Source organism: Pseudoxanthomonas sp. SGT-18, assembly GCF_003931645.1.
In the GTDB taxonomy this organism is placed as follows: Bacteria; Pseudomonadota; Gammaproteobacteria; order Xanthomonadales; family Xanthomonadaceae; genus Pseudoxanthomonas.
In genome coordinates this window covers 87,418-99,133 of sequence record NZ_RRYJ01000007.1, presented here as the reverse complement: position 1 = coordinate 99,133, position 11,716 = coordinate 87,418, and the positions used below count along the sequence as shown (strand labels likewise).

The window sequence follows — 11,716 nt, the reverse complement described above, 5'->3', positions numbered from 1 at the left end:
CTTTCACCGCCGGATATGGCACCGGTGTGACACGTGGGCGGGCGATGACAGCGGCGTGTCGGTTCTCAGGATTGTCACAATCGTTTCATACGATGCGGCACCTGTCTTGGAACCATGCTGGGGAAACCATGAAGTTGCGCCTGTCTTCCTGCCTTTGGCTGGCTGCCATGCTGCCGCTGGCCGCCTGCTCGACTACGCCGACCGCCGCCGTGCCGGACCGCGAACCCGACCAGTACGATGCCGACGACGTCCTGCTGCGCGACCACCAGGTACCGCATGTGGTGGTGAAGGAAGCCTTCCTGACCCCGCCCACGCCGGAGGACAACATCGATTCGCCGGCCAGCTGGATCCAGGACGGCAAGCGGATGCTGGTCGCCAGCGCCAAGGCCACCGACCGGCTGGTGGTCTACGACGGCGACAACGGCCGGCGCCTGCGTACCGTCGGTGGTCCGGGCACGGGCCCGGGCCAGCTGCGCAGGCCCAACGGCGTGGCCACGATCGACGACCGCTACCTGTTCGTGGTCGAGCGCGACAACCGGCGGGTGCAGATGTTCTCCCTGCCGGACTTCGCGCCCCTGCTGAGCTTCGGCCAGGACGGGCTGCAGCAGCCCTACGGCCTATGGGTGCGCCACCGCGGCCAGGGCTACGAGGTACTGGTCAGCGACGCCTACATGGCCGGCGAGGACGCGCAGGGCGACGACATCGTGCCGCCGCTGGACCAGCTGGACCGGCGCTTCCGCCGCTACGAGGTGGTCCAGGCCGCGGACGGCTGGAGCGCGCGCGCCGCCGGGACCTTCGGCGACACCAGCGCCGCCGGCGCGATCCGGGTGCCGGAGTCGCTGTTCGGCGACGAAGCCCACGACCGCCTGCTGGTGGCCGAGGAGGACGTGCCCACCGGCACCCGCCTGCGCGAGTACGACCTGCAGGGCCGCTACCGCGGCCGCGACGTGGGCGCCAGCCAGTACCGGGCCCAGGCCGAGGGTATCGCCCTGCTGCGCTGTGCGGATGGCAGCGGCTGGTGGGTGGGCAGCGACCAGTTCGCCGACCGCACCGTGTTCCACCTGTTCGACCGCCGCAGCCTGGCGCACGCGGGCTCATTCGCGGGCGAGGTCACCGGCCTGACCGATGGCATCTGGCTGGACGAGCGCGGCGATGCGCGCTTCCCGCAGGGCGTGCTGTACGCCTCGCACCTGGACCTGGGGGTGGCCGCGTTCGACTGGCGCGACATCGCCGCCGCGCTGAAGCTGCCGGCATGCGCCCGCTGATCCGCTGCATTGCCGCCGGGCTGCTGCTGGCCGCCGCCTGCGCATCGCTGCAGGCCCGCGACGCCGCGCCCGAGCCGAACACCCAGGTCCCGAAAGGCGCCGCCTGGCACGCACCGACCGGCGCGCCGGACCGGATCGTCGCCTCGCCCCTGCAGCAGGCGGCTACCGGCTTCGCGGTGGCCTGGCGCACCGACGCCTCGGTACGCTCGCCCGCGCTGGAGATCGTGGTCGCCGGCGATTCGCCCGACATGGGCAGCCCGCGCCGGCTGCTGGCGAGCAGCACCCCCTTGCGGACCGAGAACGGGCTTGCGCACCAGCACCGGGCCGAGGTTGGCGGGCTGCAGCCCGACACCCTGTATGCCTGGCGGGTGCAGGGCGACCGCAGCTGGAGCGCCTGGTTCCACACCCGCACCGCCGCGGCCGCGGATGCGCCGCTGACCCTGTTGTACTTCGGCGACACACAGAACAAGAACCTGAGCCTGGGCACGCGAGTGCTGCGCGAGGCCATGCGCCACGCCCCCGACGCGCGCCTGGCGCTGTTCGCCGGCGACCTGGTCAACGGCGGCGACGGCGAGGACGACAACGAATGGGGCGAATGGTTCGCCTCCCTCGGCGCGCTGCCGACTTCGATGGTGGTCGCTCCGGCGCCGGGCAACCACGAGTACTTCGAGGAGTTCGAGGACACGCCGCAGGAACGTCGCGTGCTCGGCGCGCACTGGCCGGTCGTGTTCGCCCTGCCCGGCAACGGCGCGCCGGGTGCGCGCGGCACCAGCTACTGGTTCGACTACCAGGACGTGCGGGTGGCGGTGCTCGACGGCACCTCCGCCCTCGACCTGGGCACGGCCCGGGACCAGGCGCGCTGGCTGGACGCGGTGCTGGCCGACAGCCCGCGACGCTGGAGCATCGTCATGGTCCACCAGCCGATGTTCTCGCCGCGCCAGGACCGCGACAACGCCTTGCTGCGCGAACACGTGCTGCCGGTGCTGGAGCGGCGCCGGGTCGACCTGGTGCTGCAGGGCCACGACCACGTCTACGGCCGTCGCGGCGGGCTGCGGGCCGGCCAGGCGACGCCGCAGTACCTGGTCTCGGTGGCCGGCGCCAAGCAGTACCGGCTCTCGCCCGAGGCGCGCGCGACGATGGCGCCGGTGGCCGAGGACACCCAGCTGTTCCAGGTGATCCGGCTCGACGGCGCACGCCTGCGCTACGAATCGCGCACCGCGACCGGCCGCCTGTACGACGCCTTCGAACTGGTGCGCGAGGGCGGGGCGACCCGGCTGGTCGAGCAGGCCGACGGCCGCATCGGCGAGCGCGCCTGCGCCCGCGCGCGGACCCTCAAGGGGCGTGCCGACCGGTGCTGGGAGTGATGCGCCGCCGCTTCGCCGCCGGTCGAATCCACCCGTTTCCCCAGGAGCCGAACCCATGCACGTGCTGATCCGTCGCGTCGCCGCGGTGGCGCTGCTTTCCTGCCTGTCCTGGCCGGCTCTCGCCGGGCAGGAGCAGGCGCCCGTCCGTCATCCGTTGCAGGCGTCCCAGCCCAGGCAGGCACCGGAGGAGGTGTTGCTGGCGGTGGAGATCCCGGCCGGGAGCTTCACCAAGTACGAGATCAATGAGGAGGGCCTGCTGTTCGTCGACCGTTTCCAGTCGATGCCGGTGGTCTACCCGGCCAACTACGGCTCGATGCCGCGGACCCTGGCCGGCGACGGCGATCCGCTGGACGCGCTGGTGCTGACCCGCGAGCCCCTGCATCCGGGCGTGCTGCTCCGCTTCCGCCCGATCGGAGTGCTGCGCATGCTCGACAAGGGCGAGCACGACGAGAAGATCGTCGGCGTGCCGGTCGACAAGGTGGATCCGACCTATGCGCGGATCCGCGACCTGGCCGACCTGCCGGAGATCGAGCGGCAAAGGATCGAGGCGTTCTTCCGGATCTACAAAGACCTGCCGGAAGGCAGCAACCCGGTGCAGCTGTCGGGCTGGGGCGATGCGGCCGAGGCCAGGGCGCTGATCGGCCGGGCGCTGGAGCGGTACCGAGGGGAGTGAGGCGGCAACGGCAGGGCTTCCGGTTGCATGACTTCGGAGGGAGTCCGCCGTCCCGAGGGGCGCGCCGCATGCCCAAGGCACGGCGGCCCCTTCCCGAAGTCAGCGCTTGAGCCTCGTTTTAGCCCTTCAAGCGACTCGCGCCCTCAGGCGGCCGCCACCTGCTCCCGACGCGGCCCTTCGCGCAGGGCGCGGCCGACCATGGACACCAGCAGGTCCAGCTCGTCCTCGTCCATCGCGAAGTGCGGGGTGAAGCGCAGCGAGTTCTCGCCGCCGTGGATCACGTTGACCCCGTGCATGCGCAGCCATTCCTCGGTGGAACCGGCGCCATAGCACTTGAACTCTGGCGACAGCTCGCAGGAGAACAGCAGGCCGGTGCCCTGGACCTTGGTGATCAGCCCGCCCAGCTCGGCCTTCAGCGCCTCCAGCTTCTGCACGGCCTGGGCGCCGCGCTCGCGGATGTTCCGGCGCACCTGCGGGGTGAGCAGGCCCAGGGTGGCGCAGGCCACGTCCAGCGCGCGCGGATTGGTGGTCATGGTGTTGCCGTACACGCCCTTGCGGTACAGCGCGGCGGTATCGGCGGTCACCGCCAGCACCGACAGCGGGAACTGGGCGGCGTTGAGCGCCTTGGAGTAGGTCTCCATGTCCGGCGGATCGATGCCCTCGAAGCCGGGGTAGTCGACGATGGACAGCACGCCGTGCACGCGCAGGCCGGCCTGGATCGAGTCCACCAGCAGCAGGCTGCCGTGGGCGCGGGTCAGTTCGCGCGCGGCGTTGTAGAACTCCACCGGCACCGCGCGGCCCGGGTCGCCTTCGCCCATCACCGGCTCCAGGAACACCGCCTCGATGAACCAGCCGTTGGCCTGGGCGTCGGCGAAGGCCTTGCGCAGGGCGGCGATGTCGTACGGCGGCACCACCAGCACCGAATCCTCGTTGCGGTAGCTGGCCAGGTGCTGGCGGTAGGTGCGGCGGGTGGAGTCCGAATACAGCGCCGGGCGGTCGGTGCGGCCGTGGAAGCTGCCCTTGACCACCAGGCGCTTGATGGTGGCGCCGGCGTGGCGCGCGCCCGGATCGGTCTGCAGCTTGGCGTTGATGTCGACGATGCGGCAGGCCAGGCCCACGGCCTCGGAGCCGGAGTTGAGGCACATGAAGCGCTCGAACGGGCAGCCGCCGCGGCTGTGCCCGATCTCGGCGCGCAGCGCCTGGACGAAGCGGCGCTGCGAAGGGCTCGGGGTCATGATGTTGGCCATGACCTGCGGCCGGCCCATCGCCTCCAGCACCTCCGGCGGCGCGTGGCCGAAGCCGAGCATGCCGTAGCCACCGGCGTCGTACAGCACCGCGCCCTTGAGGGTCACCACCCACGGGCCGCGCGCGGCCAGGGCGACGTACGGGGTCACGCAGTCGTCGGCGTAGAAGTTGACGAAGCCTTCCTGCAGCGCGGCGATCTGGGCTTCCTCGTCCAGGTCCAACAGGTCGGCGAGGTCCTCGCGCTGGCGGGTGTATTCGGCGCCGGCGGCGGCGATGGCCGCGACCAGGTCCGGGTGCCCGGCGGCGAGGCGCTCCAGCGCGGCGTCATCCAGGCCGGTGGTCAGGCGGGTGCCAGCGTGGGCGCGCAGCGGGGCAAGGGGGGCGAGAACGGACATGGCAGGCCTCCGGTTCGGGCCGGGACGGCAGGGCGACAGGCTGTCGCTGGAGCCGGCCCCGGCGGGGCGGTGGTCGCCCGGCAGGATGCGCGGGGCGCGTTCACCCCCATCTTAAGGGGGCCGTATCGTCACTTGGCAGCGCTGATCAGGCGAATAAGCGGTAGGATTTCGTCGATCCGACGAAAAATGCTGTCGACATGAAACTATCTGTCGCCGACGAGCGCCTGCTGTCCCTGCTGCGCGAGAACGCACGCCAGTCCACCGCCGAGCTGGCGCGCCGGCTGGGGCTGTCGCGGACCACGGTGCAGAGCCGGATCGAGCGGCTGGAGAAGCAGGGGGTCATCCGCGGCTATTCGGTGCGGCTGGACGACGGCTACGAGCGCGACCGCATCCGCGCCCACATCCTCATCACCGTCTCGCCCAAGCGCATGCCGGCGGTGGTCAAGGCCCTGGCCGACATGCCCGAGGTGCGCGCGCTGCATTCGGTCAGCGGCGCCCACGACCTGGTGGCGCTGGGCGTGGCCGCCGACGTGGGCGCGATGGACGAGCTGACCGACCGCATAGGCGCGCTGGAAGGCGTGGAGCGCACCTCGTCCTCGATCATCCTGTCGACCAAGTTCGAGCGCTGAAGGCCGGCCGGGCGGGCGCGCGGCCGTACAATACCGGCCCCCCAAGCGCCGGCACTGCCTTGAAGAAGTCCGATTTCCACTACGACCTGCCCGAGGAACTGATCGCGCAGGCGCCCCTGGCCGAGCGCTCGGCCAGCCGGATGCTGGTGGTGCCGCCCGGCGAGGGCGACTTCGCCGACCTGCACGTGCGCGACCTGCCGGACCTGCTACAGCCCGGCGACCTGCTGGTGTTCAACGACACCCGGGTGATCCCGGCGCGCCTGTTCGGACAGAAGGAAAGCGGCGGCCGAGTCGAGATCCTGATCGAGCGCCTGCTGCCGGACGCGCAGGCGCGGGTGCAGATGCGCGCCAGCAAGTCGCCCAAGCCGGGTTCGCGGATCGTGCTGGACGGCGGCGGCCAGGCCGAGGTGCTGGGGCGCGAGGACGCGTTCTTCGTCGTGCGCTTCGAGGTCGGCGAGCCGCTGGAGCAGTGGCTGGCCCGGGTCGGGCGCCTGCCGCTGCCGCCGTACATCCAGCGCGAGCCGGACGCGGCCGACGCCGAGCGCTACCAGACCGTGTTCGCGCGCGAGGTCGGCGCGGTGGCCGCGCCCACCGCCGGCCTGCACTTCGACCACGCCCTGCTGCAGCGCCTGCGCGAGCGCGGGGTGGAGTTCGGCCACGTCACCCTGCACGTGGGCGCCGGCACCTTCCAGCCGGTGCGGGTGGAGGACGTGCGCGAGCACACCATGCACAGCGAGTGGCTGAACGTCGGCGCCGAGCTGGTGGCCCAGGTGCGCCGCACCCGCGCCGCCGGCGGCCGGGTGATCGCGGTGGGCACGACCGTGGTGCGCGCGCTGGAAAGTGCCATGCGCGATGGACAGCTGCAGCCGTTCGCGGGCGAGACCCGGATCTTCATCTTCCCAGGCTACAAGGTGCGCAGCGTGGACGCGCTGGTGACCAACTTCCACCTGCCGGAGAGCACCCTGCTGATGCTGGTCTCGGCCTTCGCCGGCAAGGAGCGGATCTTCGCCGCCTACCGCCACGCGGTGGAACGGCGCTACCGCTTCTTCTCCTACGGCGACGCGATGCTGCTGTGGGGCCTGAAGGACTGAGGTGGCGCCGGGGTCACAGCGGGCGCTTGCCCGGGTCGCCCTGGACCTCGCGCACCAGTTTCGGCACCAGGTAGCCGGACAGGCGCGCCGCCAGCTGCCGGTGCAGCGCGCGGGCGCGCTCGTCGTCGACCTCGAAGTGGGCCGCGCCCTGGATCCGGTCCAGCTGGTGCAGGTAGTACGGCAGCACCCCGGCGGCGTAGCCGCGCTCGCACAGCTCGGCCAGGGCGTCGACCGAATCGTTCACCCCGCGCAGCAGCACCGCCTGGTTGAGCAGCTGGGCGCCGGCGCGGCGCAGGCGCGCCAGGGCCTGGTCCACCGAGGCGTCGAACTCGTTGGCGTGGTTGGCGTGGACCACGAACGCCACCGGCCAGGGCAGGGCCGACATCCACTCCACGAAGGCCTCGTCGACGCGCTCCGGCAGCACCACCGGCAGGCGGCTGTGGATGCGCAGGCGGCGGATGTGCGGGATTGCCGCCAGCTGCGCGCTCAGTTCGGCCAGCTTGGGCGTGGCCAGCGACAGCGGGTCGCCGCCGGACAGGATCACCTCGTCGATGCCCGGATCGGCCGCGATCGCCGCCACCGCGCCGGCCCAGCCGTCGCGCGCGGCGGTCTCGTCGGCGTAGGGGAAATGGCGGCGGAAGCAGTAGCGGCAGTTGACCGCGCAGCTGCCGGTGGCCACCAGCAGGGCGCGGCCGCGGTATTTCTGGATCACGCCGTCGGCCTTCTTGGCCGCGCCGTCGCCGACCGCGTCCAGGGCGAAGCCGGGCACGATCCGCTCCTCGTCCACCACCGGCAGGACCTGGCGCAGCAGCGGGTCGTGCAGGTCACCGGGGCGCATGCGGGCAGCGAACCCGCGCGGCACGCGCATGGCGAACTGCGCCGCGGCGGCGTCGGAAATCCCGGCCGCGACCGCGTCCAGTCCGAGCATCGCCAGCAGCTCGCGCGGGTCGCGCACCGCCTCGCGCCACAGGCGCTGCCAGCGTGGGGTGGCGGGAACGGCGGCGGGGGCAGGCGCCGGCGCGGGGTCCGGCTGCATGGGCGTGGGGGCTGCGGGTATCATGTGCGGTCTGGAGGACGGCCCGCCGGCGACGGCGGGCGCCTACATTCTAACCGCCGCTTCCAACTGCCGGCCGCCAGGTGGCGGCCTCGCCATACCCAAGGAGTTCCCATGGCCTCTTACGGCATGAACGACGTCAAGAACGGGATGAAGATCCTGGTCAACAACGAACCCGCGATCATCACCGACACCGAGTACGTCAAGCCGGGCAAGGGCCAGGCCTTCACCCGCGTGAAGTACCGCCAGATCCGCACCGGCCGCGTGCAGGAAATCACCATGAAGTCGACCGATTCGGTCGAGGCCGCGGACGTCGTCGATACCGACATGCAGTACCTGTACAACGACGGCGAGTACTGGCACTTCATGCAGCCGGAGACCTTCGAGCAGGTCCAGGCCGACAAGAACGGCGTGGGCGATGCCGCCAAGTGGCTCAAGGGCGAGGAGCAGTGCGTGGTGACCCTGTGGAACGGCACCCCGATCCAGGTGACCCCGCCGAACTTCGTCGAACTGAAGATCGTCGAGACCGACCCGGGCGTGCGCGGCGATACCTCCGGCGGCGGCGGCAAGCCGGCCACCCTGGAGACCGGCGCCGTGGTCCGCGTGCCGCTGTTCGTCGGCCAGGACGAGGTGATCAAGGTTGACACCCGCTCCGGCGAGTACGTCTCCCGCGTGAAGTGACGATCCGGCCCGTGGCCGCCGCCGGCGGCCGCGGGCTTGCCGGATCGTCATCCCGGCGAAGGCCGCATCCGGCGCCTCTCGCCAGGCGCCCGCGACGCGGGCCCCGGATCGTCTTCCCCGCGAACGGCGCCGCCGCAGGCGGATGGCTTAGGCAGCGGGATTCCCGTGCCTTCCCGGGGCCCTGCGACGCGGGAACCCCAGGTTCCCGTCGTCCCGGCGCAAGCCGGAGCCAGTGGTCCTGGCTGGCACCAGGCGCGCAATCAGGCACCGACGGTGGCTTGCGGATCGGCTGCGCAGCTGCCCGACGGGCGCCAGTCCTTTGAAAGCCAATGGGCCCGGGTCTCACAGCCGTCCGGCTGCCGTGGGGCCCTTCGCCAGCGTGAAGCGACGTAGTGACGCATCCCGCCCGCGCTGGGATGATGTCCACCCGCAACAGGAATGAGTGAGCAGGAGCGCATGACCGATATTTCCCCCCAGGCCTGCGACCTTCTCATCGAAGCCGGCTGGGTCGTCCCGGTCGAACCGCACGGCGTGGTCCTGGAAGACCACGCCGTCGCCGTATCCGGCGGCAGGATCGTGGCCGTGCTGCCGACCGCCGAGGCGCGCGCGTGCTTCGCCGCGGCCGAGGTGGTGCAGCGCCCGGACGCGGCGCTGATCCCGGGCCTGGTCAACGCCCACACCCACAACCCGATGACCCTGCTGCGCGGCGTCGCCGACGACCTGCCGCTGATGACCTGGCTGCAGCAGCACATCTGGCCGGTGGAGGCCGCGGTGATCGGGCCGGACTTCGTCGCCGACGGCATGGCCCTGGCCATCGCCGAGATGCTGCGCGGCGGCACCACCTGCGCCAACGAGAACTACTTCTTCCCGGACGTGCAGGCCGCGGTCTACAGGAAGCACGGCTTCCGCGCCCTGGTCGGCCTGCCGGTGATCAATTTCCCCACCGCCTGGGCGCGCAGCGACGACGAGTACTTCGACAAGGCCGGCGAGGTCCACGACCAGTGGCGCGACGATCCGCTGATCGCCACCGCGTTCGCCCCGCACGCGCCGTACACCGTCAGCGACGCCAACTTCGAGCGGGTGCGGATGCTGTCCGACCAGCTCGACACCCAGGTCCACCTGCACACCCACGAGACCGCGCAGGAAATCGCCGACTCGCTGAAGGAATACGGCCAGCGCCCGCTGGCGCGGCTGGACCGCCTGGGCCTGGTCAACGACCGCCTGATCGCGGTGCACATGACCCAGCTGACCGAGGCCGAGATCCACCTGTGCGCCGAGCGCGGCGTGCACGTGGCCCACTGCCCCGAGTCCAACCTCAAGCTGGCCTCCGGCTTCTGCCCGGCCTGCGCCCTGCAGCGCGCAGGCGTGAACCTGGCGATCGGCACCGACGGCTGCGCCAGCAACAACGACCTGGACATGTTCGGCGAGCTGCGCACCGCGGCCCTGCTGGCCAAGGCCGTGGCCAACGACGCCACCGCCCTGGACGCAGCCACCACGCTGCGCGCCGCCACCCTCGGCGGCGCCCGCGCGCTGGGTTTCGGCGAGCGCATCGGCTCGATCGAACCGGGCAAGGAGGCCGACCTGGTGTGCGTGGACCTGTCGGCGCTGGAGGCCCAGCCGCTGCACCACGTGCTGTCGCAGCTGGTCTACGCGGTCGGCCGCCAGCAGGTGAGCGACGTGTGGATCGCCGGCCGCCGCAAGCTGGACGCGCGCGAGCTGGTGGACATCGACACCGCGGCCCTGATCGCCAACGCCCGCCAGTGGCGCCAGCGCATCGCCGCGCTCGGCCGCTGAATCCTGCAAACCGCGGCCGCGCCTCGCGCGGCCGTCGCGGCCGGCTGGCCTACAATGGCCGCCTCGCGGAGGAATGACGATGACGACCCACGCCGAAGCCGCCACCAGCGCCAACTACCACCAGGCCGAACTGGACAAGTTCGCCGCGCTGGCCAACCGCTGGTGGGACCCTGACGGCCCGCAGCGGGCCCTGCACGTGCTCAACCCGGTGCGCCTGGACTACGTCGCCAGCCGCGTGCCGCTGGCCGGCAGCACGGTGCTGGACGTGGGCTGCGGCGGCGGCATCCTCAGCGAAGCCCTGGCCCGCGCCGGCGCGCGCGTGACCGCCGCCGACCTGGCCCCGGAGCTGGTCAAGGTCGCGCGCCTGCACTCGCTGGAATCGGGCGTGCAGGTCGAATACCTGGTGCAGTCGGTGGAGGCGCTGGCCGGGGAACGCCCGGGCAGCTTCGACGCGGTGACCTGCATGGAGATGCTCGAGCACGTGCCGGACCCGGGTGCCATCATCGCCGCCTGCGCCAGGCTGCTGCGGCCCGGTGGCCGCCTGTTCCTGTCCACGCTCAACCGCACCCCGGCCGCGTTCGCGCTGGCCATCGTCGGCGCCGAGTACGTGGCGCGGCTGCTGCCCAAGGGCACCCACCGCTATGCCGACTTCATCAAGCCCTCCGAACTGGCGGCCTGGCTGCGCGATGCCGGCCTGCAGCTGGAGGACGTCAGCGGCCTGTTCTACGACCCGCTGCGCCAACGCGCGCGGCTGTCGCGGCAGACCTCGGTCAACTACCTGGCCTGCGCGGTGAAGCCGTGACGGCTGCGGTGGGGCAGGGCGGCGGGTTCCCGCCGGTGGCGCTGTTCGACCTGGACGGCACCCTGCTGGACAGCGCCCCGGACATGGTCGCCACCGCCAACCGCATGCTGGTAGCGCGCGGGCAGGGACCGGTGGATGCGGAGATGCTGCGCAAGCACGTGTCCAAGGGGGCGCGGGCCATGGTCTCGGTGCTGTTCCCGGATGCAGAGGGCGAGGCGCGCGATGCGCTGGTGGCCGAGTTCCTGGCGGTCTACCGCGAGGAGCTGGGCCGCCACAGCCGCCTGTTCGACGGCATCGAGCAGATGCTGGCCGCGCTGGAAGCCGCCGGTTCGCGCTGGGGCATCGTCACCAACAAGGCCGAGTACCTGGCCCGCGACGTGGTCGCCGGGCTGGGCTGGCAGGAGCGCTGCGCGGTGCTGGTCGGCGGCGACACCTACGCCGAGCGCAAGCCGCACCCGCTGCCGCTGCTGGAGGCCGCGCGCACGCTGGGCGCGGACCCGGCCGACTGCGTCTACGTCGGCGACGATGAACGCGACGTGCTGGCGGCCAAGGGCGCCGGCATGCCCTCGATCGCGGTGCTGTGGGGCTACCGCCTGGACGGCGAGGACCCGCTCACCTGGCGGGCCGACCGCGTGGCGGAACTGCCGCACGAACTGGTCGCGCCGGCCGCCTGGCCGCGCCGCTGACCCCACCGCCGGCGCCCGGCGCCGGCCCGCGGGCATG

Annotated in this window: 11 protein-coding genes; 9 read left to right on the top strand and 2 right to left on the bottom strand. The window is 72.1% G+C overall.

Annotated features, from left to right (window positions below; genetic code table 11):
• The first annotated feature begins 128 nt into the window (after positions 1-128).
• From EIM47_RS10795 to EIM47_RS10785, 3 genes are read left to right on the top strand one after another with little or no spacing between them, the layout of a single operon-like run.
• Positions 129-1,265: a phytase gene (locus EIM47_RS10795; RefSeq protein ID WP_125076891.1), complete on the top strand. Its 1,137-nt coding sequence runs from the start codon at positions 129-131 to the stop codon at positions 1,263-1,265.
• Positions 1,253-2,629, top strand: coding sequence for an FN3 domain-containing metallophosphoesterase family protein (locus tag EIM47_RS10790; protein WP_125076890.1), 1,377 nt, complete (start codon positions 1,253-1,255; stop codon positions 2,627-2,629). Before EIM47_RS10795 ends, EIM47_RS10790 begins: the two co-directional genes overlap by 13 nt.
• A gap of 55 nt (positions 2,630-2,684) precedes the next feature.
• A complete protein-coding gene (locus EIM47_RS10785; RefSeq protein WP_013534880.1) occupies positions 2,685-3,302 on the top strand; it encodes an inorganic diphosphatase in 618 nt (205 codons plus the stop codon).
• Between the two features lie 143 nt (positions 3,303-3,445).
• Here the strand turns inward: EIM47_RS10785 and EIM47_RS10780 are convergent, their stop codons facing one another.
• Positions 3,446-4,942, bottom strand: a complete 1,497-nt coding sequence (locus EIM47_RS10780) for an aminotransferase class III-fold pyridoxal phosphate-dependent enzyme (RefSeq protein ID WP_125076889.1) — start codon at positions 4,940-4,942, stop codon at positions 3,446-3,448.
• A gap of 197 nt (positions 4,943-5,139) precedes the next feature.
• On the opposite strand from EIM47_RS10780, the gene EIM47_RS10775 reads away from it, so the two are divergent.
• Positions 5,140-5,571: an Lrp/AsnC family transcriptional regulator gene (locus tag EIM47_RS10775; RefSeq protein ID WP_125076888.1), complete on the top strand. Its 432-nt coding sequence runs from the start codon at positions 5,140-5,142 to the stop codon at positions 5,569-5,571.
• Between the two features lie 59 nt (positions 5,572-5,630).
• Positions 5,631-6,662, top strand: a complete 1,032-nt coding sequence (gene queA / locus EIM47_RS10770) for a tRNA preQ1(34) S-adenosylmethionine ribosyltransferase-isomerase QueA (RefSeq protein ID WP_019398387.1) — start codon at positions 5,631-5,633, stop codon at positions 6,660-6,662.
• A gap of 13 nt (positions 6,663-6,675) precedes the next feature.
• Here the strand turns inward: queA and epmB are convergent, their stop codons facing one another.
• Positions 6,676-7,722 (bottom strand): EF-P beta-lysylation protein EpmB, encoded by a 1,047-nt coding sequence (epmB, locus tag EIM47_RS10765; protein WP_026010473.1) that lies wholly within the window; start codon positions 7,720-7,722, stop codon positions 6,676-6,678.
• A 108-nt stretch (positions 7,723-7,830) separates the two neighbouring features.
• On the opposite strand from epmB, the gene efp reads away from it, so the two are divergent.
• From efp to gph, 4 genes are all read left to right on the top strand, one after another.
• Entirely contained in the window at positions 7,831-8,397 is a 567-nt protein-coding gene (gene efp / locus EIM47_RS10760) for an elongation factor P (RefSeq protein WP_026010472.1), read from the top strand.
• 456 nt (positions 8,398-8,853) lie between these two features.
• Positions 8,854-10,191, top strand: coding sequence for a TRZ/ATZ family hydrolase (locus EIM47_RS10755; RefSeq protein WP_125076887.1), 1,338 nt, complete (start codon positions 8,854-8,856; stop codon positions 10,189-10,191).
• Between the two features lie 79 nt (positions 10,192-10,270).
• Entirely contained in the window at positions 10,271-10,993 is a 723-nt protein-coding gene (ubiG, locus tag EIM47_RS10750; RefSeq protein WP_019398383.1) for a bifunctional 2-polyprenyl-6-hydroxyphenol methylase/3-demethylubiquinol 3-O-methyltransferase UbiG, read from the top strand.
• On the top strand, positions 10,990-11,679 hold the full coding sequence (gene gph / locus EIM47_RS10745; RefSeq protein ID WP_125076886.1) for a phosphoglycolate phosphatase: 690 nt from the start codon (positions 10,990-10,992) through the stop codon (positions 11,677-11,679). Before ubiG ends, gph begins: the two co-directional genes overlap by 4 nt.
• The last annotated feature ends 37 nt before the right edge of the window (positions 11,680-11,716 follow it).

What these genes read in the sequence shown, in the direction of transcription:
- epmB (WP_026010473.1), bottom strand. Translation starts at nt 7,722, where the DNA reads ATGATACCCGCAGCCCCCACGCCCATGCAGCCGGACCCCGCGCCGGCG.
- EIM47_RS10780 (WP_125076889.1), bottom strand. Translation starts at nt 4,942, where the DNA reads ATGTCCGTTCTCGCCCCCCTTGCCCCGCTGCGCGCCCACGCTGGCACC.
- efp (WP_026010472.1), top strand. Translation starts at nt 7,831, where the DNA reads ATGGCCTCTTACGGCATGAACGACGTCAAGAACGGGATGAAGATCCTG.
- ubiG (WP_019398383.1), top strand. Translation starts at nt 10,271, where the DNA reads ATGACGACCCACGCCGAAGCCGCCACCAGCGCCAACTACCACCAGGCC.
- EIM47_RS10775 (WP_125076888.1), top strand. Translation starts at nt 5,140, where the DNA reads ATGAAACTATCTGTCGCCGACGAGCGCCTGCTGTCCCTGCTGCGCGAG.
- EIM47_RS10755 (WP_125076887.1), top strand. Translation starts at nt 8,854, where the DNA reads ATGACCGATATTTCCCCCCAGGCCTGCGACCTTCTCATCGAAGCCGGC.
- EIM47_RS10785 (WP_013534880.1), top strand. Translation starts at nt 2,685, where the DNA reads ATGCACGTGCTGATCCGTCGCGTCGCCGCGGTGGCGCTGCTTTCCTGC.
- EIM47_RS10795 (WP_125076891.1), top strand. Translation starts at nt 129, where the DNA reads ATGAAGTTGCGCCTGTCTTCCTGCCTTTGGCTGGCTGCCATGCTGCCG.
- EIM47_RS10790 (WP_125076890.1), top strand. Translation starts at nt 1,253, where the DNA reads ATGCGCCCGCTGATCCGCTGCATTGCCGCCGGGCTGCTGCTGGCCGCC.